Source organism: Gordonia lacunae, from assembly GCF_002149015.1.
In the GTDB taxonomy this organism is placed as follows: domain Bacteria; phylum Actinomycetota; class Actinomycetes; order Mycobacteriales; family Mycobacteriaceae; genus Gordonia; species Gordonia lacunae.
In genome coordinates, this window is sequence record NZ_NGFO01000012.1 from 1 (window position 1) to 23,147 (window position 23,147).

Sequence of the window (23,147 nt, forward strand, 5' to 3'; positions counted from 1 at the left end):
GCGCATGCTCGGTCGAACCCAGGGCAATCACAACTCGCAAGCAGATAAAAGTTCAGGACGCCGTAGCACATGGGGCGATCCGCTGCGGGGACACCATTTCCTGCACACCGCCCTCGATGCCCACTCCCGACTGGTGTACTCCGAGATTCTGGCTGACGAACGCAAACAGACCGCCGCCGACTTCTGGGAACGGGCCAACGCCTGGTTCCTGGAGTGCGGATTCACGGTCCGGAATGTACTGACTGACAATGGGTCCTGTTACCGATCCCACGTCTTCCGTGACGCGCTCGGTGAGGTCAAGCATCGCCGGACCCGCCCCTATCGGCCACAGACCAACGGCAAGGTGGAACGGTTTCACCGCACGCTGGCCGATGAGTGGGCCTACGCGCGGCTCTACACCAGCGACGCCGAACGCTGCGCTGAGTACTCAAGCTGGCTGCATCACTACAATCACCACCGCGGCCACACCTCACTCAAAGGTCGATCACCCGCCGACCGCGTACCTAACCTCTCAGGTCAGTACAGCTAGATCTGACTGCCAGACCTCAACTCGACCGGCAGACCTCGATCGACGTCTGGCGGTCGCGTTGACGTCTGCCGGTCGAGTGCTGCGGATCGACATCACGAAGGGCCACAACGATGACCGGCCCCCAGAATGTCCGCTCCCACCGTTCTCCCGGTGCTACGCCGGCCGCATCACACCCGCCGGCGGCGCTCCGTATATGGCCCTGGCTCATCGCCGGAGTCAGCGGCGTCTGCGGAATTGCATTGACACTCGACGACGCACCAGCCACCGCGGCGTCCGGGTTCGGAGACACGTCGTACACCTGGCGAAGGCGAAGGACTACTTGTCGCTCATGGCGTTCTCGAAGACGGGTTTGATCGAACAGCTGGAGTACGACGGATTCTCGACTGCTGACGCGACGTACGCGGTGGCCCAGGTGGAGGCCGACGGAACGGTCGACTGGAACGATCAGGCTGTGAAGAAGGCCCGCGATTACCGGTCGAAGACGGCGTTCCCGCGGCAGGGCGTGATCGAGCAGCTCGCGTACGAGGGCTTCACCTCCGCGCAGGCGGTCTACGGGGTCGACAACGCTTAGGGTTCACCGACGCCTGGCTGCCAGACCCCAACTCGAATCCTGGACCTCGGTCGAAGTCCATCGGTCGAGTGGAGGTCTGCCGGTCATGGCATCAGAAACCCACAGTCCGAAAACACGAAGCCCGGGACGACGGTGTCGTCCCGGGCTCACATCGAGTGTCGATCAGCCGTGGTACGGCTCCGCGCTGACCAGGGTCACCTTGATGGTGGCGCCGCTGGGCACGGAGTACTCGCGGGTCTCGCCGACCTTGGCGTCGATGAGGGCGGCACCGAGCGGCGAGCTGGGGGAGTAGGTCTCCAGGCCGCCCTGGCCGCTCTCCTCGCGGGTGGCGATGAGGAAGGTCTCGGTGTCCTTCTCGTCACCGTCGTAGTAGACGGTCACGACGGAACCGGGCAGCGCCACGCCGGACTGGGTCGGCGCCTCGCCCACCTTCGCGTTGTTGAGCAGTTCCTGCAGCTGGCGGATGCGCGCTTCCTGCTGACCCTGCTCTTCGCGAGCGGCGTGGTAGCCGCCGTTCTCCTTGAGGTCGCCTTCTTCGCGGCGCTCGTTGATCTCGGCGGCAATGACCGGACGGTTGGCGATCAACGAATCGAGCTCGCTCTTGAGGCGGTCGTGCGACTCTTGGGTCAGCCAGGTCACCTGGGTGTCGGTCATCGGTCACTCCTTTGTGTTGTCCGCGGCCCCGGGCGACCGTTTACACCAGGGGCATATGGACTGCTATAAATGCAGCAACACGACCCCTCGCGGAGCCGTGTATCCGTTCATGGTACCAGGTGATGAGACCTATGGCACATCGGTTGCGCTGCGCGACGCCGTCTGGAGTGCGTCCTGATAGGTCGGTTCGGCCCGCTTGAGCCATCCCACAACGAAATACGTCAACGGCATGATGATGATCTCGACGAGCGTCTTCCAGATGAAGCCGACGATCGTGTAGTTGACGAAGTCTCCCCAGGTCGAGATACCCAGGGCGGTGGCAGCGATCGAGCAGAAGACGAGGGTGTCGGCGAATTCGCCGACAATCGTCGATCCCAGCAAGCGCGCCCACAGATGACGTTCCCCGGCGCGTTCCTTCATTTTGACCAGGACGAAGGAATTGAGGAATTCGCCCACGACATATCCGGCCAATCCGGCGAGCAGGAATTGTGGGACGACTCCGGCGACCGTCTCGAAGGACTCCTGGCCCTCGTAGAAATCGGCCGCCGGCAGATGAATGGTGAGCCAGAAACACAGTGAGGCGAGGATCAACACCGCAAACCCGGCGAGAATCGTCCGGCGCATGGCCCGGAACCCGTAGACCTCGCTGATCACGTCACCCAGGACGTAGGCGAGCGGGAACAGGAAGAAGGCGCCGTCGGTCACCAGGCCGTTCATCTGGATCGGACCCAGATCGATGTGGAGCCAGTCGTCGAACAGCACCACACCCTTGGTCCCGGTGACGTTGCTGATCAGCATGACGCCTACGAACAGTGCGACCAGGAGGGGGAAGTAGCGGCTGCCGATCGAGGCGAAGGCGGCGCGCGGTACCTGCGGTTCGTTGCGGCCGGTCGGGGGAGCGGTCACTGATCCGACGGTTTCAGGTAGGCGGGCACGTCGAGCGTGCAGCCGAACACCTCACCGATGACCGGCGGCCTCGACGTCGTGATCTCGGTGCGGACGCCGATGCGCTCGGCGGCGTCGGCGGGGATCAGGATCTCGCGCCGGCCGGTCTCTCCGCCGTCGCGCGAACGTCCGCGCACCACACAGGCAGCGGGCCGGCTCGGATCGGAACGTTCGACCGTGAACTGCACGGCGACGGTCGAGTCGTCGAGGATCTCGTAGCCGGTGGCCTCCCCGGTCACGTCGGCAGAGGAGAACTTGCTGTAGCCGATGACCGCGAGCGCCACACCCGCCACGACGACGAGGACCGACAGGGCGACGAACCAGCGACGACGACCCCGGGCGGTCTCCGAATGCTCCGGGTAGGTGGCGCGCGGACCGCTGTGCGGTCGTGCCGTGTCAGGCGTCGTGCGTGGTGCGTCACCGGCGTCTGCGGCGCCCCCGTCCGAACTGTTCACGCGTCAATACCTACCATGGGAGGAGTAGCGATCCGAAGGTGAGGAACTGTGACCGAATCCCACGTCGGCGACCCCAAGTCGGGGGTGTTCCGTCTGATGGCGGTGCATGCGCACCCAGACGACGAGTCGAGCAAGGGTGCGGCGACGACCGCAAAGTATGCGGCCGAGGGCAACGAAGTGCTCGTGGTCACACTCACCGGCGGTGAGCGTGGCGACATCTTGAATCCGGCGATGGACCGGCCGGGCATCAAGGAGCGGATGACCGAGGTCCGTCGCGAGGAAATGGCGAAGGCCGCCGAGTCGCTCGGTGTCCGGCAGACCTGGCTGGGCTTCGTCGACTCCGGGCTGCCCGAGGGCGACCCGCTGCCGCCGCTGCCGGAGGGGTCGTTCGCGACGGTGCCCCTCGAGGAAGCCACCGAGGCCCTGGTACGCGTGGTTCGCGAGTTCCGCCCCCACGTGATCATCACCTACGACGAGCACGGTGGTTATCCGCATCCCGACCACATCCGATGCCACGAGGTGTCGGTCGCGGCCTACGAACGGTCCGGCGATCCGGACGCGTTCCCCGGGACCGGCCAGCCGTGGACGGTGTCGAAGCTCTACTACACCCACGGTTTCATCCGCGACCGGATGGTGCTCTTCTCCGACGAGTTCGCGCGGCACGGCCAGGAGAGTCCGTTCGCCGAGTGGCTGAGCAAATGGGACCCGAGCCGCGGCGACCTGATGGGTCGCGTCACCACCCAGGTCGAGTGTTCGAAGTACTTCCCGCAGCGCGACGACGCCCTGCGTGCGCACGCCACGCAGATCGACCCGAACGGCGTGTTCTTCGCGGTGCCGCTGGAATGGCAGCAGCGCCTGTGGCCGACCGAGGAGTTCGAGCTCGCCCGGACCCGGGTCAAGACCGCGTTGCCCGAGACCGACCTGTTCGCCGGGATCGAGGCGTGATGAACAGCACCATCGTGAACACCGTGATGGTCCTGGCGGAGGAGCCGCAGGGTCCGGAGTTCGGCAAGGCCTCACCGCTGGGCCTGCTCGTGATCCTGTTGCTGCTCGTCGGCACCGCGTTCCTCATCTGGTCGATGAGCCGACAACTGAAGAAGCTGCCCGCCTCCTTCGACACCGAGCATCCCGAACCCGACCAGGCCTTCGACGAGGGCACCGACTCGCCCGGTCCGGCCGAGCCGGGCACCGCGACCCCGGACGTGCCCGGCTCCCCGGATGCCACGACGGCCGCCGGCACCGACGACCGACGGCCCGCCGACACCTGAGTCGAGGCGTACAAGTGGAGTCATGCGCATCTCCACCCTGATCGGTACGTCACTCGCGACCGCAGCCGCGGCGGCCGTCGGCAGCGTGGTGACCACACCGGCGGTCGAGACCTGGTACCCGAAGCTGGCGAAACCGTCGTTCGTGCCGCCCGACTGGGCCTTCCCGGTCGCGTGGACCGCGCTCTACGCCGACATCGCCGTGACGTCCGCCGTCACTCTGGACGACCTGGACGAGAACGGTGATCACGGACAACGGCAGAGGTATCTCGCGGCGCTCGGCGCGAACCTCGTGCTCAACGGCGGCTGGAGCTGGATCTACTTCGGCCGGGGCGCACTCGGAACCGCGTCGGTCGCGGCGGCGGCGCTCACCGTGAGCAGTGCCGATCTCGCCCGGCGCACCGCACAGACCAACCCGGCGGCAGGTGCCGCACTGGCCCCTTACCCGGCGTGGTGCGCATTCGCGGCCGTGCTCTCGACGAGCACCTGGTGGCTCAACCGTGGCCGGCGGTCACCGGCGGTCTCGTAGGGTCAGAGCGAATCGTTCCATCGCCCAGTCGATCTCGGACTCGGTGATGACCAACGGCGGCGCGAGACGCAGCGTCGAGCCGTGGGTGTCCTTGGCCAGGACGCCGCGTTCGGAGAGCTGCCGACAGAAGTCCTTGCCGGTGCCGAGCGCGGGGTCGAGGTCGATGCCCGCCCACAGTCCGAGACCCCGGACCGCCACCACACCGTCCCCGACGAAGTCGCGCAGCCGCTCGTGCAGGCGTTCACCGAGGGCGGCCGCCCGACGCTGCCAGGTTCCCTCGGCGAGCATGTCGACGACGGTGTGACCGACGGCGGCGGCGAGCGGGTTGCCGCCGAACGTCGATCCGTGTTCACCGGGATGCAGGACGCCGAGAACGCTGCGGTCGGCCACCACTGCCGACACCGGCAGCAACCCGCCGCCCAGCGCCTTTCCCAGGAGGTAGACGTCGGGTTCGACACCCCAATGCTCCACCGCGAACGTCCGGCCGGTGCGGCCGAGGCCGGATTGGATCTCATCGACGATCAGCAGCGCGGTGCGCTCGTTGCAGAGGGCCCGTGCCCCGGGCAGATAGTCGTCGGGCGGAACGATGACACCGGCCTCGCCCTGGACGGGTTCGAGGAGGACGGCCACGGTGTTCTCGTCGATCACCGCGTCGAGCGCGGCCAGATCGCCGAACGGGACGCGGACGAATCCCGGTGTGTACGGACCGAATCCGGTATATGCCGCCGGATCGTCGCTGAACGAGACGATCGTCGTCGTGCGGCCGTGGAAGTTCCCGCCGGCCACGACGATCGTGGCGCGGCCGTCGGGAACGCCCTTGACGTCGTAACCCCACTTGCGAGCGACCTTGATGCCGGACTCCACCGCTTCGGCGCCGGTGTTCATCGGCAGGACCATGTCCTTGCCGCACAGGGAAGCCAGTGCGGCGCAGAACGGTTCGAGTCGATCGGACCGGAACGCGCGGCTGGTGAGGGTGACCCGCGCGAGCTGATCGAGTGCCGCGGCGACGATGCGGGGGTGGCGGTGACCGAAGTTGACCGCGGAATAGGCGCCGAGACAGTCGAGGTGACGGCGCCCGCCGACATCGGTGATCCAGGCCCCCTCGGCGGTGGCCGCGGTCACCGGCAGGGGCGAATAATTGTGCGCTACATGAGGTTCGGGTAGATCGTCGGTGGTCGGCCGGCCGGCCGGAGCAGACGCGCCGAGCCGGCCGGGCGGGCCGGCGGCCGGGCTCGTCATTGTCATGGATCGAGCGTATCTTTGGGCTTCGGTGCAAACAATCGACGTTTCTTGCGCGATCATGCAACAGATCGTCGAGAATCGGTGACGGAGGGGGCTTCTGTTGCGACCACTGGACGATCTCGACGAGCAGGTACTCGCGTGCCTCACCCGGGATGCTCGCGCGACATACCAGCAGGTCGGGGACCGGGTCGGACTCTCGGCTCCCGCGGTCAAACGACGCGTCGACCGGCTGGTTGCCGACGGCGTCATCCGGGGCTTCACCGCCATCGTCGACCCCCAGGCGATGCAGTGGACCACCGAGGCCTATGTGCTCGTGTACTGCCGGGGCAACATCTCGCCCGAACAGCTCGAAGCCGCGTGGGAGCCGATCCCCGAAGTCGTGAGCGCCGCGACCGTCACCGGTCAGGCCGATGCCATCCTGCGCGTCATGGCCCGCGACGTACGGCACCTCGAGCAGGCACTCGAACGCATCCGAAGGGCGGGTCCGGTGGATCGATCGGAGTCCATTCTCGTCCTCAGCGAGCTGATCGACCGGGGACACCCGTGAAGACGGAACGCGAAAATCCTGTGCTAGTGTGGTCGCCGTGATCAGCACCGTGCGCGCGTATTGGCGCTTTATCGAGGCTCCGGGTGGGGCCACGATGAAGCGTTGATCTGACGCGCGTACGACACACCCGGAGCCCGAGCAGCGACCAGACGGTCGCTGCTCTTGTCATTTGAGCGGGGCTCCGACCACACCCAGGGCATGCCTCGTCACCACATCGACACGGGCATGACCTCGAAAGGCACACAACGTGACCACCTTGCCGGACCTCCCGATCCGATCCGACGACAACGCCGAATCGACCTCCGACCGTCGGATCCGGGCCTTCCGTCCGATCCCTTCGCCCGACACCGTCCGCAGCGAACTGCCGCTTTCCGCACGACGCGCCGTCGCCGTCCAGCGCGACCGGGACGAGATCGCCGACATCCTCGCCGGGCGTGACGACCGCCTGCTCGTCATCGTCGGACCCTGTTCGGTCCACGACCCGATCGCGGCCATCGACTACGCCCGACGCCTCGCGCCGCTGGCCGATGCCTACGCCGAGCGTCTCAAGATCGTCATGCGCGTCTACTTCGAGAAGCCGCGCACCACGGTCGGGTGGAAGGGTCTGATCAACGACCCCGGGATGGACAACACCTTCGACGTCGAGCGTGGCCTGCGCACCGCCAGGTCGCTGCTGCTCGACATCATCGACCTCGGCCTGCCCGTCGGTTGCGAGTTCCTCGAACCGACCAGCCCGCAGTACATCGCCGACGCGGTCGCGTGGGGTGCCATCGGCGCCCGCACCACCGAGTCGCAGGTCCACCGTCAGCTGGCGTCGGGTCTGTCGATGCCGATCGGGTTCAAGAACGGTACCGACGGCAACGTCCAGGTCGCCATCGACGGCGTGAAAGCCGCTGCGGCCGAACATGTCTTCTTCGGAGTCGACGACTTCGGCAACGGCGCCGTGGTGGAGACCGCGGGCAACGAGGACTGCCACATCATCCTGCGCGGCGGCACGCGCGGCCCCAACTTCGACGCGGAGTCGGTCTCGGCGGCCACCGAGTCGCTGGCCGCGGCAGGGCTGCCGGCCCGGGTCATGATCGACTGCTCGCACGCCAACTCGGGCAAGGACCATGTCCGCCAGGCGGAGGTCGCCACCGAGATCGCCACCCGCCTCCGCGCGGCGCGCGACGCCGGTGAGCCCTCGACCGTCAGCGGCGTCATGCTGGAGAGCTTCCTCGAGCCCGGCGCGCAGTCGACCGAGGCCACCCCGCTGGTGTACGGCAAATCCGTCACCGACAAGTGCATGGGCTGGGAGGCCAGCGCTCAGGTGTTGGCGGCGCTGGCGCGGGGGTAACCCTTCGTGGCCCGGCGGCGTGCGCTCCTCACAGCTCGGTATCTGCGGCCCGGCGGCCGTCGTGGACCACTCGAGCACTCCGCTCCCTGAGGAGGCCGGAGCTTGCGGAGGGCGCGTCAGGGAGCGCTGGATCAGCAGATCTCTCCGGCTCGGGACCAGGGGCTTCGCGGTGCTTTCGGATCAGGGATCAGGGATCGGTGGGTGTGTGCTTCTCTCGGATCAGACCACGTCGACCTCGGCGGTCGCGTCCGGGATCGTGATGAGTGCTCGACGCCGTAGCGTTCCGCGCGGTGACCGTACGGACGGCGCCACGCGGAACTCGGCCTCCCACCGGTCGGAGTGGATCCGATTCAGCAGGTAGCCGCGCTGTGAGTTGCCGAACCGGACGTGGGGCGAGGCCTCCTTCAGGCGGCGGTCGCCGTCGTCGCTGTCCTCGCCGTCGCCGCCCGAGGTGATCGACGTCGCGGCGAGTTCGACTCCGCGCGTGGTTGATTCATCGGTGTACGAGGTCCGGAGGTCGGCGACCACGCTGCGGTGGATGTCGCCGGCGAGGGACACCAGGTTGCGAACGCCGCGATCCGCGGCGCCGTCGAGCACACGGGTGCGCGAGGCCTCGTAGCCACTCCACCCGTCCATGCTGACCGCTCGGGTCGCACCGACGGTCCGGGCGAGGTCGGCCATCGGAACCTGCTGGGCGAGCACGTCCCATCGGTGTCGGGAGGACGCAAAGCCGTCGAGCAACCACCGTTCCTGCTCGGCGCCGAGGATCGTCCGGGACGGGTCCGCGGTGAACGCGTTCTGACCGGTGTCGTTGTCCCCGTTGGCCTGATCGCTGCGGTGACTGCGGGTGTCGAGAAGGGTGAGGTCGACGAGGTCCCCGAAACCCAGCCGCCGGTGCGCACGGATGACTGTTCCGTTCGGCCGGGCGGCGATCCGCACCGGGGTGTTCTCCCACCAGGCGCGGAGGGCGCGTGCTCGACGGAGCGCGAACGCGGTCAGCGGTGTGCGGTCCTCGGGAAACGCTCCCGCCCAGTTGTTGTCCACCTCGTGGTCGTCGAAGGTGATCACGAACGGCGCCATCGCGTGGGCGAGTTGCAAGTCCGGGTCGGACTTGTACAGCGCGTACCGTTCCCGGTAGTCCTCGAGGTCGACTGCCTCCCGGGTCGCCGAGAGAGGAAGAGTGGCAGCGGTTCTCGCGCCACCCCGGGCGGGGATCGGCTTCTCGTAGATGTAGTCGCCGAGGTGCAGGACCACATCGGGCGCATGGGCGGCCAGGTCGGCGTAGGCGTGGTAGTAACCGTCGGCCCAGTTCTGGCAGGACGCCACGGCCAGCGTGAGCGTGTCGACTCGTGCGAACGGGGCCGGCGCCGTTCGGGTTCGCCCGACGGGGGAGATCTCGCCGAGGGCCCGAAAACGGTAGAAGTAGTCGGCGCCGGGCGCGAGGCCGCGGACGTCGACGTGCACGCTGTGTCCCCACTCCGGCGTCGCGTGGACGGTTCCGCGTCGCACGACCCGCGTCATCGACTCGTCGGCGGCGACCTCCCAGTCGACCCGGACCGGCCGCGGACCCATGCCGCCGCCCGGCGCGAAGGGGTTGCGGGACAGGCGCGTCCACAACACGACCCCATCGGGGAGGGGATCGCCGGACGCGACGCCGAGACCGAACACGCCGCCGGAATGGGCCGGGGAGGGTACTGCCGGCGACGTGCCACCCAGCAGACCCGGGGTGAACGCCAGACCGGTGACGAGCGCCGACCAACCGAGGAATCGACGTCGCGATGTGCCCATGGGCCCACCCGACCAGGATCACCTGACCTGGATCGCACACGCAGGCGGCGGGGACATGATCGGGAGGTGAAGTCTGCGACCACCGCGCCCACCGGCCCCGCCGCCTGACGGTCAGTTCAAGAGCCGGTTCGATTCGGCCCGGGAGCGTCTCTGTCGCTCACGGATTCCGAGAGCGACGTCGACCGCGAGGAAGGCCAGCAGGCTGAGTCCGAGCAGCGGCACGAACCAGCCCACGACGACCGCCACCACGCAGACCGCGATGGCCGCCGGTACGGGCGCCCGCCGCAGCGCGCCGCGAGCCGGGGGCCGGCCCACCGCGAGTGCGCCGGAACGTCGTGGCCGTCGTTGCCACCACATCTGGTAGCCGCGCACGATGAGCACCACCAGCGCCATCGCGAGGAGCAGGAGCGCGAGCTGGCTCACCCAGCCGAACAGGATTGCCATGTGCAGCGCGATGCCCCAGGTGGTGAGTTTCGCGGCGAGCGGCCAGTCGGCGAACCGGGAGACGTCCACGACCCCGCCGGTCGCACCGTTCACCGCGACCGAGTCCTGGCCGAACTGCCAGGGTTGCCTGGTCTGCGCGACGGTGAACGCCGTGTCCGGGGTGGCCGGCACGGTCACCTCGACCTTCCCGTCCACTCCGGCGCGCCGGGCGGTGTCGAGGACGCGATCGAGTTGTGTCACCGATTCCCCGGACGCACTCGGCAGGTCCGGCATGTGCCCGCTGCGGTCCCCGTCCCCGTGGCCGCCGTGGTCCCCGTGACCGTCGGGTGCCGACGGCGTCGCCGACAACGCGGTGTCGACGCCGGGCGTCGTCCAGCTCAGGGCGGTGCGGAGTTCGGAGACGTTCTCGCCCGCATACTTCGACCACGTGAGGCCGGTCGCGGACAGGAAGACGAGTCCCACCGCGATCCACACGCCGATCACCCCGTGGCGGTTCCGGGTTCGGTTGCGTCCGGTCGCCGACCGGTCGACGGTGACCAGTTCGGCGAGACGTCGCCGGCGTCGGGCGCGGAATGCCGTGATCCAGAGGACGAGACCGCCCAGGGCGATCACCCACAGCCAGGAGGCGGCGAGTTCGCTGTAGATCCGGCCCGGTTCGCCGAGATGGAGATTGCGGTGCAGTTCGCTGAGCCAGGTGCGCAGCGGCAACGACGCACTGCTGCCGTAGGACACCAACTCGCCGGTCGACTCGAGGGTCACCGGGTCGATGAACACGGCGAGACGCTTCGACGCCCCCAGCGCCGGGTCGTCGAAGAGAACCCGGGTGGTGTCGCCGGTCTCGGTCGATGGTCGTACCGCGGACAGGGTGAGGTCCGGACGGAGCCGGACCGCCGCGTCGACCTGTTCGGCGACCGGGCGGGTATCGCCGGTGCTGTCGGTGTGCAGCTGGTCGCGGTACACGACCTGTTCGACCGACGGTGCGATCGCGTAGAGCCCGCCGGTGATGGCCGCGACGACCAGGAACGGGGCGATGAAGACACCGGCGTAGAAGTGCAGGCGTCGTACCAACGGCTGCCAGGTGGATGGCGCGGGGGAGTGGACGGCGGCGTCGCCGCCCTGGTGGTTGTCGGGACGGGACAGGTTGGGTAGGGACACGTGTTGGCCTCTCGAGCGGAAGACGGCACGCGGCATCGACCACGATCAGATGGGATGACGGACGCGCACCGACCGGCCCGTCGGGTGACGGGTCGGCGGAGGAATGGATCAGCGCGTGAGTGCCGGCGGGCCGCGGGTGTCGAGAGCGGCGATGGCGCGCAGACGGGGCCGCGCATCTGGGTGGGCCGAGCGGGGGACGAGCCCGGTGAGCTCGTCGGCGGGAGGATCGAGAACGGCTCGGATCAGCGCCACGATCGCGGTCAGAACGGCCAGGAGAGCCGGTTCGGCGACCCGGATCGCGGCCGCTGTGAGTAGTGTCGCGACCGCATGCACCAGCAGCATGGACTGGCCGGGGGCATGCGTGACCGCCGCCGCGGCCGTGTGATGGGCGGCGGACGCGTCGAGCGCGGTGAGAGAGACGTGCGCGAGCAACTGTCCGGCCGCCAGGAGACCCATCGTGGTGAACCACCCCGGACGGCGCCGGGACATCGCGCCGATCGCCCAGCCGAGTGCGGTGCAGGCCGCGGTCATGATCACGAGCGACGTCGTGGCGGGAAGAGCGCCACCCGCGAGTCCGTGCGCGGCCACCGCGGTACTCGCCGACAGCGCGCCCACGACCCCACCGCGGAGGCGGTGGATGGCGCGCATGTCCGGGTTCACGCAAGAAGCATAGCGATGGCGGACTCGTCCGGACCGCGCACGGTCACCGAAAGGGCAGGTCAGCCCAGTACGAGGAGCCAAGCAGCGACGTAGTGCAGCAGGGCTGCGACCGCCGTGCAGGCGTGGAACACCTCGTGATGGCCGAACGTCTCCGGCCACGGATCGGGCCAGCGCGCCGCATAGAGGATGCCGCCGACGCTGTACAAGACGCCGCCGAGCGCGAGCAGGACCATGACGAGGACGCCGGTTTCCCCCACGAGCGCCGGGGCCACGGCCACGATCACCCAGCCGAGCACGATGTAGAGAGTCACCCCGAGCCAGCGCGGCGCCCCGGGCCACGCGATCTTGAGGGTCGCACCGGCCGCGGCGCCCGCCCAGACGATGCCGAGCACCCACCAGCTCGTCGGCGAGGGCAGGCCCAGAGCGCAGAACGGTGTGTAAGTGCCGGCGATGAACAGGAAGATCATCGCGTGGTCGGCGCGCTTCATGCGGGTCCGGGCACGTGCCGTCTTCCACGGAATCCGGTGGTAACCGGCACTGATCGCGAAGAGCCCGAGCACGGTGACCGCGTAGACGGCGCACGGCACGACGGCGACCGGGTCGCCGACCGTGGCCGCGCCGATGACCAGGGCGAGACCGGCGACCGCTGCCACATAGGCGGAGTAGTGGTGGATGACTCCGCGCAGGCGTGGGCGGACGTCGGCCGGCGCATTCAGCAACGTGCTCACCCAACCTACGGTACCGTAACTTCGCGCATCGGCGGCATGGCCGGCCGCACCGCCGGTGGCCGGCGGGATGCGTCCCGGCGCGTAAGGTGTCCTGCGTGACACGAGGCCGAGACGACGCCGGGACGATCCGACGATGAAGCTACTGCCGGATCGACTTCGACGCCCCGTCCTCTCGGTCTACGAACGCCGGCTCATCCAGCTGCTCGACACCGAGCGTCTGCCGCGTCACGTCGCGATCATCTGCGACGGCAACCGCAGGTGGGCCCGCGAAGCAGGTTTCGAGGACGTCAGTCACGGGCACCGGGTGGGCGCACAGCGGATCGCGGACATGCTCGGCTGGTGTGCGGGCCTGGGTATCGAGGCGGTCACCATCTACCTGCTCTCGACCGAGAACCTCAACCGATCGTCCGACGAGCTGGACGCGCTCCTCGAGATCGTGCCGGACATCGTCGACGAGATCTCCGCGCCCGAGGGCGAGTGGCGCATCCGCATCGTCGGCACCCTCGACGCACTGCCCGAGCCGGTGGCCGGACGCCTACGGGCGGCCGCCGACCGGACCGCCGAACGGCGCGGGATGAACGTCAATGTCGCGGTCGGGTACGGCGGGCGGCAGGAGATCGTGGACGCGGTTCGCGCGCTGCTCGAGGAGAAGGTGGCTGCCGGGGCGAGTGCCGCCGAGATGGTGGACGCGGTGACCGTGGAGGCGATCGACGCCAATCTCTATACGAAGGGTCAGCCCGACCCCGACCTGGTGATCCGGACGTCCGGGGAGCAGCGGTTGTCGGGATTCCTGTTGTGGCAGAGCGCCTATTCGGAGATCTGGTTCACCGACGCCTACTGGCCGGAGTTCCGCCGCGTGGACTTCCTGCGCGCCCTGCGCGACTATTCCGCGCGGAGCCGGCGGTTCGGCAAGTAGCTCATCCGGCCTCGGCCCGGTCCGGTGGTCAGCGGCCGACGTAGTCGGCCAGCAACCCGGTCAGAGCGCCCAGGTCGGTGCTGAAGGTCGACGCCGCGGGAGTCCCGAAACCGACACCTATCCCACCGGAGGGCAGCGGATCGGCATCGGGATGCCGGAACAGGGACTGTCCGGTCACCGCGATCCCGCGCTCGTACGCCCGGTGCACGATCGCCCCTTCCTCGGCGTGCGCGACGGGGATCAGGGCGTGCAGGCCCGCGGCGATGCCGGGCACCTCCAGGCCGACCCCGGCCAGAGCTTTCACCAGCGCGTCGCGACGGGCGCGGTAGGCCTGACGGCTGCGGCGGATGTGCCGGTCGTAGGCGCCCGAGTCGATGAGCTCGGCCAGCGTCAGCTGGTCGACGATACTCGCGTCGGCTTCGCGGAGTCCCTTGCCGGCCAGGATCGGTTCGACCAGATGTGCGGGGGCGGCCAGCCAGCCGGCGCGGACGGCCGGCGACAGGCTCTTGCTCAGCGAACCGGTGTGGATGACGACGTCGGGTCCGAGGGCCTGCAAGGCGCCGACGGGTTCGCGGTCGTAGCGGAACTCGCCGTCGTAGTCGTCTTCGACGATGACGGCGCCGGTCCGTCGCGCCCAGTCGACGACCTGCATGCGCCGGGCCGGGGAGAGTGCGACGCCGGTGGGGAACTGGTGGCTGGGGGTCAGCAGCACCGCGGTGGCGCCGGTGCGTTCGAGTTCGTCGATCACCATGCCGTCGGAATCGATCCGCACCGGCACGACCCGGGCCCCGCCGCGCTCGAGCGCGTGCCGGTGGAAGGGGAGGCCGTGGCTCTCGACCGCGACGACACCGTCGATCACCGTGCGCGCCAGCAACTCCAGCGCGGAGAGGACCGACGTGCCGAGCACGATCTGGTCCGGGCCGGTGCGGACACCTCGCGTGCGGGCGAGGTAACCGGTGAGCGCGCCTCGCAGCTCCGCGCGCCCGCGCGGATGAGCCGGGGCGAAGGCGTCGTCCGGCGTCTCGGTGAGCGCGCGACGGGTGGCACGGATCCAGTCGTTACGCGGGAACATGCCGGCACACGGCCGCCCGAGCGAGAAGTCGTGGCGCAGTGCGGGCCGGGCGGTGGAGGCGCCGGGGTCGTCGACGGCCGGTGGGCGCGCGGCGCCGTCGGCGACCCGGGTGGCCGATCCCTGTCGGGCGGTCAGCCACCCCTCCGCGATGAGTTCGGAGTACACCGCCGAGACGGTGCCGCGCGCCAGGCCGAGGTCTGCGGCGAGGGATCGGTAGGGCGGCAGTGCGGTTCCCGCCGGCAGACGGTCGTCGAGGATCGCCGAGCGCAGTGCCTCGGTGAGGGCCCGACGCCGGGTGGCACCCCGTCCGCGGGCGCCCGCGGCGGGATCGGGCTGCAGATCCAGGAAGAGGTCCGCCCCGAGCCGCTCGGCGACTTCGGCCCAGGGATCGGGAGCAGTCGAATTGACCCGTTTTTCTGCCATCGGATTGGACCACTTTCTTGAGCTAATCGCGGCTTAGCCTAAACCCAGAAACTTCCAGATGTCCGTCCTTGAGGAGGAACGAGATGAAGATCGTGGTCGTGGGAGCCAGCGGCGCGCTGGGGAGTCGGGTCGCCGACCTGCTCGTCGAGCGCGGGCACGAGGTGGTGCGCGCCCATCGCGCGAGCGGTGTCGACGCCTACACCGGAAGCGGTCTGGCGGCGGCGTTCGACGGTGCCGACGCCGTCGTCGACTGCCTGAGTCTCCAGACGCTGAAGGCCGCGGAGGCCATCGACTTCTTCGAGACCACGGCGACCCACGTCGGGCGCGCCGCCACTTCCGCGGGCGTCGCGCACGTCGTCGTGGTGTCGATCGCCAACGCCGACGATCCGGCGGTGAACGGCAAGTTCGGCTACTACCAGGGGAAGGCGGCGCAGGAAGCGGCCTACGCGAAGGTTGTGGACCCCGCCGCGCTCACCATCATCGCCTCGGTGCAGTGGTTCGAACTCGCCGAGCAGATGATGTCCACGATGCGGTTCGGTCCGATCGCCGCGGTGCCCCGGATGCGGTGCGCGCCGGCAGCCGTGGCCGACGTGGCCGTTGCGGTCGCCGACGAGGTGACCTCGGGCCCATCGGGCAGGCGCAAGGTCGAGGTGAGCGGGCCGGTGCCGATGGATCTGGTCGACGTCGCGAAAGCGGTTGCCGCACAGACCGGCTCGCCGCGCTGGGTGCTGGGCGTGCGGTTCGGTGGGCCGGCGATCCGGGGCGGCGGGCTCGTGCCCGCCGACCCGGATGTGGTCACCACGACGACACTGGACGGGTGGCTGGCCGGTCGCGAGCGCGCCGCGGCCGGGGGCCGGCGATGAGCGCGGGCACCCGGCCGGCCACCAGAATGTGGATACCGCAGGACAATCCGTCCGTCTACAAGGCTCTCGTCGCACTGCAGCGGGCGGCATCGGCCGGCGTCGATCCGGTGATCGCCGAACTCATCGTGATCCGGGCGTCGCAGCTCAACGGGTGTGCCTACTGTCTGCACATGCACACCTCCGATGCCCTGGCCAAGGACATCGATCCTCACACACTGATGCTCATCGCCGCGTGGCGTGAGGCCGGTCCGACGTTCACGCCGGCCGAGCGGGCCGCGCTCGCCCTCACCGAGAGCGTCACGCGGATCGGAGAGAACGGCGTACCCGACGACGTGTTCGACTCGGTGCGTGCGCATTTCGACGCCGCTGAGATGGGTCAGCTGGTCGCCTCGATCGTGATGATCAACGCCTGGAACCGGATCGCGCTCGCCGGCGGCTATCCGGCCGGACTCGACGAACGCCGAGCCGCGTCGTCGGTCAGAGCTTCCGCAGACGCACCCGGTTGATCGAGTGGTCGTAGTCCTTGCGTAACACCAGTGACGCCCGCGGCCGGGTGGGCAGGATGTTCTCGATCAGGTTCGGGCGGTTGATCGAGGTCCACAGATCCCGCGCCGCGGCCGTCGCCTGGGTGTCGGTCAACGACGCGTACGCGTGGAAGTGCGAGTCCGGATTGGCGAACGAGGTCGTCCGCATCTGGAGGAAGCGCGAGATGTACCAGGACTCGATGTCGTCGATCTTGGCGTCGACGTAGATGGAGAAGTCGAAGAGGTCCGACACCATCAGCGTCTCGCCGGTCTGGAGCACGTTGAGGCCCTCGAGGATGAGGATGTCGGGCTGGCGCACATAGTGATAGACGTCGGGCACGATGTCGTAGGCGAGGTGCGAGTACACCGGCGCGGCGACCTCGCGAGCACCCGACTTCACCTCGGTGACGAAGCGGAGCAGTGCCCGACGATCGTACGACTCGGGAAATCCCTTGCGGTGCAGGATGCCCCGGCGCTGCATCTCGGCGGTGCGGAGCAGGAAACCGTCGGTGGTGACCAGGTCGACCTTCGGATGCGATTCCCAGCGGGCGAGGAGGGCGGCGAGAACACGTGCGGTCGTCGACTTCCCGACCGCCACGCTGCCGGCGATCCCGATGACGAAGGGGACCTGACGGTTGGTCTGCCGCTCGCCGAGGAAGGTGGAGGTCGCCGCGAACAACCGTTGTCGCGCAGCGACTTGCAGGTGGATCAGACGGGAGAGGGGCAGATAGACGTCGGCGACCTCGTCCAGGTCGATCTGTTCACCGAGGCCGACGAGTTCGGCCAGTTCGTCCTCGTTGAGGACCAGGGGCATGGACTCGCGGAGTTCACGCCACTGCCTCCGGTCGAGTTCCAGGTACAGACTCGGATCCCGATCGGTGGCGTTGCGGGCCATCAGGGCAGCTCCGCCGATGTCGGATCCGCCGCTCCCGGAGTGATCATGCGTACAGCTTAGGGCGGCATGGATCGGCGCCGATCGGTAGCCTGCCGATATGCCGTCCTCGACCGTCGCCGACGCCACCCGCGCCCGGAACCCGCTGGTGACCGAGTACCTCCGACTCGGACTCGCCTTCGATCGCCTCGAACGGGGCTTCGTCGACGCCTACACCGGGGATCCCGCCCTGAAAGCGGAGGTCGAGAACGCGCCGGCGCCCGATCCGGTCCGGCTCGCCGAACGCGCCCGCGCCCTGCTCGCCGACCTGCCCGGCGCACTCGACCCGGCCCGCGCCGAGTTCGTCGGCGCCCACCTGCGCGCCCTGGAGTGCTCGGCGCGCACGTTCGCGGGCGACGATGTCGGGTTCGTCGACGAGGTGCGCGCCTATTTCGACGTCGACATCGAGATGGCCGACCCGGGCCGTTACCGCCAGGCCCACGCCGAACTGGCAGAGGCGCTCGGCGTCCCGGGCGCCACGGGCGACGATCTCCGGAACGCCTATGCCGCGCACCGGCGTGCCGATGAGATCCCGGCCGAGCGGGTGGACGAGTGCGTCCGCGCGTTCAGCGGCGCGCTCCGCGAACGGGTCCGATCGGCATACCCGTTGCCGGACAACGAGATCGTCGAATTCGAGGTCGTCGCCGACAAGCCGTGGTCGGGATTCAACTACTACCTCGGGGACTACCGCTCGCGCGTGGCCATCAACGCCGACCTCACGCAGTACATGTCCTCGCTGCCGGCCCTCATCGCGCATGAGGCCTACCCCGGACACCACACCGAACACTGCCGCAAGGAGCAACTCCTCCTCGGTGCCGGACACGACGAACAGTCCATCTTCCTGGTCAACACGCCGCAGTGCCTGATGGCCGAGGGCCTGGCCGATCACGCCCTCGCCGCGATCGCCGGCACCGACTGGGGTGCGTGGGCGCAGGAGATCTACGCCGATCTCGGCCTCCGCTTCGACGCCGAGCGCGCGATGGCGGTCGGACGCGCCACGGCCGGACTCCTGTCCGTCCGGCAGGACGCCGCGCTCATGCTGCACGACCGCCACGCCGACGCCGACACCGTCGCCGAACACCTCCGGCGCTGGCTCTTCGCCCCCGAGGAACGGGCACGGCAGATGCTGCGCTTCCTCACCTCACCGCTGTGGCGCGCTTACATCAGCACCTATGTCGAGGGTTACCGGCTGCTCGGGGAGTGGCTCGACACAGCCGACGACCGCGCGGCCGCATTCGGACGCCTGCTCGACGAGCCGCTGATCCCGGCGAGTCTGCGCCGCGAACTGCGGTAGACACTCGGCCCGCTCGCTTCGCTCCCGGCGCCCGGTCAACTCGGCCCGCTCGCTTCGCTCCCGGCGCCTGGTACCTAGAATCGGGGCATGACCGCGAACCCGTCATCCCTGAACTCGATGTCCCTGGCCGAGCTCGACCCTGATGTCGCCGCCGCCATGAACGGCGAACTCAGCCGCCAGCGCGACACCCTCGAGATGATCGCCTCGGAGAACTTCGTGCCGCGCGCGGTCCTGCAGGCCCAGGGCAGCGTGCTCACCAACAAGTACGCCGAGGGATATCCGGGCCGCCGCTACTACGGCGGTTGCGAGTACGTCGACGTCGTCGAGGACATCGCACGCAACCGGGCGAAGGAACTGTTCGGTGCCGACTTCGCGAACGTGCAGCCGCATTCGGGCGCCCAGGCCAATGCCGCGGTGCTGCAGGCGCTCATGGAGCCGGGGGAGACCATGCTCGGTCTCGACCTCGCCCACGGCGGTCACCTCACCCACGGCATGCGCCTGAACTTCTCCGGCAAGCTCTACGAGAACGCCTTCTACGGCGTGAGCAAGGAAGACTTCCGCATCGACATGGACGAGGTGCGCAAGATCGCCCTCGACGTCAAGCCGAAGGTCATCGTGGCCGGCTGGTCGGCCTACCCCCGGACCCTCGACTTCGAGGCGTTCCGCGCCATCGCCGACGAGGTCGGCGCCCACCTCTGGGTCGACATGGCGCACTTCGCCGGCCTCGTCGCCGCCGGACTCCATCCGTCGCCGGTGCCGCATGCCGACGTCGTGTCCTCGACCGTGCACAAGACGCTCGGCGGGCCGCGCTCCGGGATCATCCTCGCCAAGCAGGAATGGGCCAAGAAGCTGAACTCGGCGGTGTTCCCCGGTCAGCAGGGCGGACCGCTCATGCACGCGATCGCCGCCAAGGCCGTCGCCCTCAAGATCGCCGGCACCGAAGAGTTCGTGGAGCGCCAGCAGCGCACCCTGTCCGGCGCCCGGCTGCTCGCCGAGCGTCTCACCGGCGCCGACGTCGCCGAGGCCGGGGTCTCGGTCCTGACCGGCGGCACCGACGTCCACCTCGTCCTCGTCGACCTGCGCAACAGCGCGCTCGATGGGCAGCAGGCCGAGGACCTCCTCCACCAGGTCGGCATCACCGTCAACCGCAACGCCGTACCCTTCGACCCCCGCCCGCCGATGGTCACCTCGGGCCTGCGGATCGGGACGCCGGCGCTGGCCACGCGCGGTTTCGGCGACGAACAGTTCGCCGAGGTCGCCGACATCATCGCCGGTGCGCTCGCGGCCGGTGACGCCGCCGACGTCTCGGCGCTGCGCGGGCGTGTGTCCAAGCTCGCGCTCGACTTCCCGCTCTACGAGGGTCTCGAGGAGTGGGGCCTCATGAGCCGGATCTGACCTCCGATTGCCCGGCCGGGTACCGCGTCAGTATCCTTTCGACGATGAACGCCCTCACTGAAGACGACCTGATCATCGCGCTCGAGAAGGCTCTTCCCGAGATCGCCGACGACCACCAGTCGGCGGCGAGTCCGTGGAATCCGCACGACTGGGTGCCGTGGGACGACGGACGCAACTTCGGGTTCCTCGGCGGCTCGGACTTCGACCCGTCGGAGGCCTTCCTGTCCGACGAGGCACGCGCCGGGCTGCTCGCGCTCCTGCTGACCAAGGACAACCTGCCGTCGTATCACCGGGTGCTGGCCAAGCATTTCCCGGCCTTCTCCGACTGGCGGCAGCTCGTGGGCGTGTGGACCGCCGAGGACAACCGGCACGCCATCGTGCTGCGTGACTACCTCGTCGTCCGGCGCGCCATCGATCCGGTGGACGCCGAGGAGCGTCGTCGCATCCACGTCACCCAGGGTTACCGGCAGGTCCCGGAGCAGGTCGACCCGCTCGGACCGCTCGACGTGCTCGCGCTGATGGCCGTGCACGAGAACCAGTGCGTGCACTTCATCAAGCGCCTGTCGGCGGTCGCCGGCGACGAAGCACTCGTCGAGATCCTGACGAAGATCGCCAACGACGATCAGGGGCAGGCGACCACCTTCGGGGCGTTCCTCAATGCCGGGATCATCGCCGACCAGGATGCCACCGTCCTCGCCATCGACAGCGCGCTGTCGCTCGACGAGCCCATCGGCCACGACATCGCCGACTTCGACGCCGAGCGTGCACTCATCGCCGACTACGAGAACGCGGACGTGAAGGCGGCCATCGCGGCGGCACTGGCCGACGCGGTCAAGCTCGACACCGTCTCGGGTCTCGGCGACGAGGCGGAGGCCGCGCGCACCCGCATCCTCGCGCGCACCGGCCGCTGACCTCTCGCGCCACCGCGACGGCGTCGCGAACGTGAACACGGCGCCACCGGGACGACAAAAGTCCTGGTGGCGCCGTGTTGCGTCTCCGCTCAACACGATACGGCGGTTTACCCACAATTCACGCCGACACACCCGATTCCGGCGCGCCGCCACGGGTTTTCGCGCGTACGTTGGCGAGTGACGGACCGCGGGGAAGCGGTTCGTTCGGGAGGTTCAATTCGTGGTTTGTGCGAGCAACGCGAGGGGGCCGGCCCCGGTCCTCGTCCACCTCGGCTGACGCCGGGACATCGGACAACTGGACCGCCGGTCGACCAACACCGGTTTGTGCGGGTGCCGCACGAATGTAGGAGCCCCACGTGACCACACGCACCTACGTCCTCGATACCTCCGTGCTGCTGTCCGACCCCTGGGCGGTCATGCGCTTCGCCGAACACCACGTCGTGCTGCCGTTGGTGGTCATCAGCGAACTCGAGGGCAAACGTCACCACCACGAACTCGGCTGGTTCGCGCGTGAGGCGTTGCGCATGCTCGACGACATGCGACTCGAACACGGCCGGCTCGACCTGCCGCTCGAGATCGGCGACGACGGCGGCACCCTCCAGGTGGAGCTCAACCACACCGACCCCGCGGTGCTGCCCGCCGGATTCCGCACCGATTCCAATGACTCCCGCATCCTCGCCTGCGCCCTCAACCTGCGTGCCGAGGGCAAGGACGTGACGCTGGTGTCCAAGGACACGCCGCTGCGTGTGAAGGCCGGCGCGGTGGGGCTGGCCGCCGACGAGTACCACGCCCAGGACGTCGTCGTCTCCGGGTGGGCGGGCATGACCGAGCTCGATGTCGACACCACCGCGATCAACACACTGTTCGCCGAGGGTGTCGTGGACATCGACGAAGCCCGGGAACTGCCGTGTCACACCGGAATCCGATTGCTCAGCGCGACCTCGAGTGCGCTGGGCCGCGTGAACGCCGACAAGCGGGTGCAGCTGGTACGCGGCGACCGCGAGGCCTTCGGACTCCACGGACGATCGGCCGAGCAGCGCGTCGCTCTCGATCTGCTGCTCGACGACAGCGTCGGGATCGTGTCGCTCGGAGGCAAGGCGGGCACCGGGAAGTCGGCGCTGGCGCTCTGCGCCGGCCTGGAAGCGGTCCTGGAGAGGCGGACGCAACGCAAGGTGGTCGTGTTCCGTCCGCTGTACGCGGTCGGTGGGCAGCAGCTGGGTTACCTGCCCGGTAGTGAGTCGGACAAGATGGGACCGTGGGCACAGGCGGTGTTCGACACCCTCGAGGGACTCGCCTCGCCGGAGGTCATCGACGAGGTCCTCAGCCGCGGGATGCTGGAGGTCCTGCCGCTGACGCACATCCGTGGCCGATCGCTGCACGACTCGTTCGTCATCGTCGACGAGGCGCAGTCTCTGGAGCGCAATGTGTTGCTCACCGTTCTCTCCCGGCTGGGTTCGGGGTCGCGGGTGGTGCTCACGCACGACGTCGCGCAGCGTGACAACCTCCGGGTGGGGCGTCACGACGGGGTGGCCGCGGTCATCGAGAAGCTGAAGGGACACCCGCTCTTCGCGCACATCACGCTCACCCGCAGCGAGCGGTCGCCGATCGCCGCACTCGTGACCGAGATGCTCGAGGAGTTCGCACCCTAGTCACCGGGCTGCCGGTCTTTTCGCACGAATGCTCGTGCGACTCAACAGGACAACGAAAACCAAGGGCCGCGTCGACTCGCGTGGAGTCGACGCGGCCTTCGGTGTCAGATCAGGCGGTCGGCGGTTCGATGGGAGTGAAGTCGCCGAGTGCATTCAGGAGGTCGACGATGGCGGTGAGCAGTTCGACGTTCTCCAAGGATGTCATTGTTCTCCCTTTGATCGAATGGCTATCCGGTGGACGATCACCTTTATCAGGTGCCGTCGTTTGCGACAGTAATGATTCGATAACAAACACGCAAATAAAAGTCCGGCTATTTCATT

At 68.7% G+C, this 23,147-nt stretch carries 24 protein-coding genes; 14 read left to right on the forward strand and 10 right to left on the reverse strand.

Features of this window, described 5'->3' with window-relative positions; all coding sequences use genetic code 11:
* Window positions 1-529 (forward strand): integrase core domain-containing protein (locus tag CA982_RS11865; RefSeq protein ID WP_144066021.1); only part of this gene is annotated, 529 nt, incomplete at its 5' end.
* Window positions 530-857: 328 nt separating this feature from the next.
* Window positions 858-1,100, forward strand: coding sequence for an Ltp family lipoprotein (locus tag CA982_RS27190; RefSeq protein WP_244176233.1), 243 nt, complete (start codon window positions 858-860; stop codon window positions 1,098-1,100).
* A 162-nt stretch (window positions 1,101-1,262) separates the two neighbouring features.
* Here CA982_RS27190 and greA read toward each other — a convergent pair whose 3' ends face one another.
* From greA to CA982_RS11885, 3 genes are all read right to left on the reverse strand, one after another.
* Window positions 1,263-1,754 carry a transcription elongation factor GreA gene (gene greA, locus CA982_RS11875; protein WP_004020945.1) on the reverse strand — a complete coding sequence of 164 codons (492 nt, stop codon included), beginning with the start codon at window positions 1,752-1,754 and terminating at the stop codon, window positions 1,263-1,265.
* Window positions 1,755-1,883: 129 nt separating this feature from the next.
* Entirely contained in the window at window positions 1,884-2,660 is a 777-nt protein-coding gene (locus CA982_RS11880; protein WP_086535540.1) for a queuosine precursor transporter, read from the reverse strand.
* On the reverse strand, window positions 2,657-3,154 hold the full coding sequence (locus tag CA982_RS11885) for a DUF4307 domain-containing protein (RefSeq protein WP_086535541.1): 498 nt from the start codon (window positions 3,152-3,154) through the stop codon (window positions 2,657-2,659). Before CA982_RS11885 ends, CA982_RS11880 begins: the two co-directional genes overlap by 4 nt.
* Before the next feature lie 48 nt (window positions 3,155-3,202).
* Between CA982_RS11885 and mca the strand changes: the two genes are divergently transcribed.
* From mca to CA982_RS11900, 3 genes are read left to right on the forward strand one after another with little or no spacing between them, the layout of a single operon-like run.
* Window positions 3,203-4,099, forward strand: coding sequence for a mycothiol conjugate amidase Mca (mca, locus tag CA982_RS11890; RefSeq protein ID WP_086535542.1), 897 nt, complete (start codon window positions 3,203-3,205; stop codon window positions 4,097-4,099).
* A complete protein-coding gene (locus CA982_RS11895) occupies window positions 4,099-4,422 on the forward strand; it encodes a hypothetical protein (RefSeq protein WP_086535543.1) in 324 nt (107 codons plus the stop codon). Before mca ends, CA982_RS11895 begins: the two co-directional genes overlap by 1 nt.
* A 22-nt stretch (window positions 4,423-4,444) precedes the next feature.
* Entirely contained in the window at window positions 4,445-4,948 is a 504-nt protein-coding gene (locus tag CA982_RS11900) for a TspO/MBR family protein (RefSeq protein ID WP_086535544.1), read from the forward strand.
* On the opposite strand, the gene rocD is transcribed toward CA982_RS11900, so the two are convergent.
* On the reverse strand, window positions 4,931-6,193 hold the full coding sequence (gene rocD / locus CA982_RS11905) for an ornithine--oxo-acid transaminase (protein WP_086535545.1): 1,263 nt from the start codon (window positions 6,191-6,193) through the stop codon (window positions 4,931-4,933). The two genes, CA982_RS11900 and rocD, sit on opposite strands and share 18 nt — an antisense overlap.
* A 97-nt stretch (window positions 6,194-6,290) precedes the next feature.
* On the opposite strand from rocD, the gene CA982_RS11910 reads away from it, so the two are divergent.
* Both CA982_RS11910 and CA982_RS11915 read left to right on the forward strand, forming a co-directional pair.
* On the forward strand, window positions 6,291-6,737 hold the full coding sequence (locus CA982_RS11910) for an Lrp/AsnC family transcriptional regulator (RefSeq protein WP_086535546.1): 447 nt from the start codon (window positions 6,291-6,293) through the stop codon (window positions 6,735-6,737).
* A 247-nt stretch (window positions 6,738-6,984) separates the two neighbouring features.
* Complete coding sequence (locus CA982_RS11915) at window positions 6,985-8,073, forward strand: 3-deoxy-7-phosphoheptulonate synthase (protein ID WP_086535547.1); 1,089 nt, start codon at window positions 6,985-6,987, stop codon at window positions 8,071-8,073.
* 219 nt (window positions 8,074-8,292) lie between these two features.
* On the opposite strand, the gene CA982_RS11920 is transcribed toward CA982_RS11915, so the two are convergent.
* The 4 genes from CA982_RS11920 to trhA all read right to left on the reverse strand — a co-directional run bounded on the left by CA982_RS11920 (window position 8,293) and on the right by trhA (window position 12,848).
* Window positions 8,293-9,861, reverse strand: a complete 1,569-nt coding sequence (locus CA982_RS11920) for an alkaline phosphatase D family protein (protein ID WP_086535548.1) — start codon at window positions 9,859-9,861, stop codon at window positions 8,293-8,295.
* 111 nt (window positions 9,862-9,972) lie between these two features.
* Window positions 9,973-11,460: a PepSY-associated TM helix domain-containing protein gene (locus CA982_RS11925; RefSeq protein ID WP_425269074.1), complete on the reverse strand. Its 1,488-nt coding sequence runs from the start codon at window positions 11,458-11,460 to the stop codon at window positions 9,973-9,975.
* A 108-nt stretch (window positions 11,461-11,568) separates the two neighbouring features.
* Window positions 11,569-12,120: a hypothetical protein gene (locus CA982_RS11930; protein WP_244176235.1), complete on the reverse strand. Its 552-nt coding sequence runs from the start codon at window positions 12,118-12,120 to the stop codon at window positions 11,569-11,571.
* Between the two features lie 59 nt (window positions 12,121-12,179).
* Entirely contained in the window at window positions 12,180-12,848 is a 669-nt protein-coding gene (gene trhA / locus CA982_RS11935; RefSeq protein WP_086535549.1) for a PAQR family membrane homeostasis protein TrhA, read from the reverse strand.
* A gap of 133 nt (window positions 12,849-12,981) precedes the next feature.
* Between trhA and CA982_RS11940 the strand changes: the two genes are divergently transcribed.
* Complete coding sequence (locus CA982_RS11940) at window positions 12,982-13,764, forward strand: isoprenyl transferase (protein WP_086535550.1); 783 nt, start codon at window positions 12,982-12,984, stop codon at window positions 13,762-13,764.
* Between the two features lie 28 nt (window positions 13,765-13,792).
* Here CA982_RS11940 and pdxR read toward each other — a convergent pair whose 3' ends face one another.
* Window positions 13,793-15,259 (reverse strand): MocR-like pyridoxine biosynthesis transcription factor PdxR, encoded by a 1,467-nt coding sequence (gene pdxR / locus CA982_RS11945; protein WP_086535551.1) that lies wholly within the window; start codon window positions 15,257-15,259, stop codon window positions 13,793-13,795.
* 83 nt (window positions 15,260-15,342) lie between these two features.
* On the opposite strand from pdxR, the gene CA982_RS11950 reads away from it, so the two are divergent.
* Window positions 15,343-16,122 carry an SDR family oxidoreductase gene (locus tag CA982_RS11950; protein ID WP_086535552.1) on the forward strand — a complete coding sequence of 260 codons (780 nt, stop codon included), beginning with the start codon at window positions 15,343-15,345 and terminating at the stop codon, window positions 16,120-16,122.
* A complete protein-coding gene (locus tag CA982_RS11955; RefSeq protein ID WP_244176236.1) occupies window positions 16,119-16,628 on the forward strand; it encodes a carboxymuconolactone decarboxylase family protein in 510 nt (169 codons plus the stop codon). Before CA982_RS11950 ends, CA982_RS11955 begins: the two co-directional genes overlap by 4 nt.
* On the opposite strand, the gene coaA is transcribed toward CA982_RS11955, so the two are convergent.
* On the reverse strand, window positions 16,600-17,541 hold the full coding sequence (gene coaA, locus CA982_RS11960; RefSeq protein WP_086535553.1) for a type I pantothenate kinase: 942 nt from the start codon (window positions 17,539-17,541) through the stop codon (window positions 16,600-16,602). The two genes, CA982_RS11955 and coaA, sit on opposite strands and share 29 nt — an antisense overlap.
* Window positions 17,542-17,638: 97 nt before the next feature.
* Between coaA and CA982_RS11965 the strand changes: the two genes are divergently transcribed.
* The 4 genes from CA982_RS11965 to phoH2 all read left to right on the forward strand — a co-directional run bounded on the left by CA982_RS11965 (window position 17,639) and on the right by phoH2 (window position 22,826).
* Window positions 17,639-18,871 (forward strand): DUF885 domain-containing protein, encoded by a 1,233-nt coding sequence (locus CA982_RS11965; protein WP_086535554.1) that lies wholly within the window; start codon window positions 17,639-17,641, stop codon window positions 18,869-18,871.
* An 87-nt stretch (window positions 18,872-18,958) separates the two neighbouring features.
* The gene (gene glyA / locus CA982_RS11970) at window positions 18,959-20,266 is read left to right on the forward strand and encodes a serine hydroxymethyltransferase (protein ID WP_086535555.1); all 1,308 of its coding nucleotides are present in this window, start codon (window positions 18,959-18,961) and stop codon (window positions 20,264-20,266) included.
* 44 nt (window positions 20,267-20,310) lie between these two features.
* The gene (locus CA982_RS11975; protein WP_086535556.1) at window positions 20,311-21,177 is read left to right on the forward strand and encodes an acyl-ACP desaturase; all 867 of its coding nucleotides are present in this window, start codon (window positions 20,311-20,313) and stop codon (window positions 21,175-21,177) included.
* A 356-nt stretch (window positions 21,178-21,533) separates the two neighbouring features.
* A complete protein-coding gene (phoH2, locus tag CA982_RS11980; protein ID WP_086535557.1) occupies window positions 21,534-22,826 on the forward strand; it encodes an RNA 5'-3' helicase PhoH2 in 1,293 nt (430 codons plus the stop codon).
* The last annotated feature ends 321 nt before the right edge of the window (window positions 22,827-23,147 follow it).

Excerpts from the sequence above, each read along its gene's own strand:
- CA982_RS27190 (WP_244176233.1), top strand. The coding sequence starts at position 858 with ATGGCGTTCTCGAAGACGGGTTTGATCGAACAGCTGGAGTACGACGGA.
- greA (WP_004020945.1), bottom strand. The coding sequence starts at position 1,754 with ATGACCGACACCCAGGTGACCTGGCTGACCCAAGAGTCGCACGACCGC.
- CA982_RS11895 (WP_086535543.1), top strand. The coding sequence starts at position 4,099 with ATGAACAGCACCATCGTGAACACCGTGATGGTCCTGGCGGAGGAGCCG.
- CA982_RS11900 (WP_086535544.1), top strand. The coding sequence starts at position 4,445 with ATGCGCATCTCCACCCTGATCGGTACGTCACTCGCGACCGCAGCCGCG.
- rocD (WP_086535545.1), bottom strand. The coding sequence starts at position 6,193 with ATGACAATGACGAGCCCGGCCGCCGGCCCGCCCGGCCGGCTCGGCGCG.
- CA982_RS11920 (WP_086535548.1), bottom strand. The coding sequence starts at position 9,861 with ATGGGCACATCGCGACGTCGATTCCTCGGTTGGTCGGCGCTCGTCACC.
- CA982_RS11940 (WP_086535550.1), top strand. The coding sequence starts at position 12,982 with ATGAAGCTACTGCCGGATCGACTTCGACGCCCCGTCCTCTCGGTCTAC.
- pdxR (WP_086535551.1), bottom strand. The coding sequence starts at position 15,259 with ATGGCAGAAAAACGGGTCAATTCGACTGCTCCCGATCCCTGGGCCGAA.
- CA982_RS11950 (WP_086535552.1), top strand. The coding sequence starts at position 15,343 with ATGAAGATCGTGGTCGTGGGAGCCAGCGGCGCGCTGGGGAGTCGGGTC.
- CA982_RS11955 (WP_244176236.1), top strand. The coding sequence starts at position 16,119 with ATGAGCGCGGGCACCCGGCCGGCCACCAGAATGTGGATACCGCAGGAC.
- coaA (WP_086535553.1), bottom strand. The coding sequence starts at position 17,541 with ATGGCCCGCAACGCCACCGATCGGGATCCGAGTCTGTACCTGGAACTC.
- CA982_RS11965 (WP_086535554.1), top strand. The coding sequence starts at position 17,639 with ATGCCGTCCTCGACCGTCGCCGACGCCACCCGCGCCCGGAACCCGCTG.
- glyA (WP_086535555.1), top strand. The coding sequence starts at position 18,959 with ATGACCGCGAACCCGTCATCCCTGAACTCGATGTCCCTGGCCGAGCTC.
- CA982_RS11975 (WP_086535556.1), top strand. The coding sequence starts at position 20,311 with ATGAACGCCCTCACTGAAGACGACCTGATCATCGCGCTCGAGAAGGCT.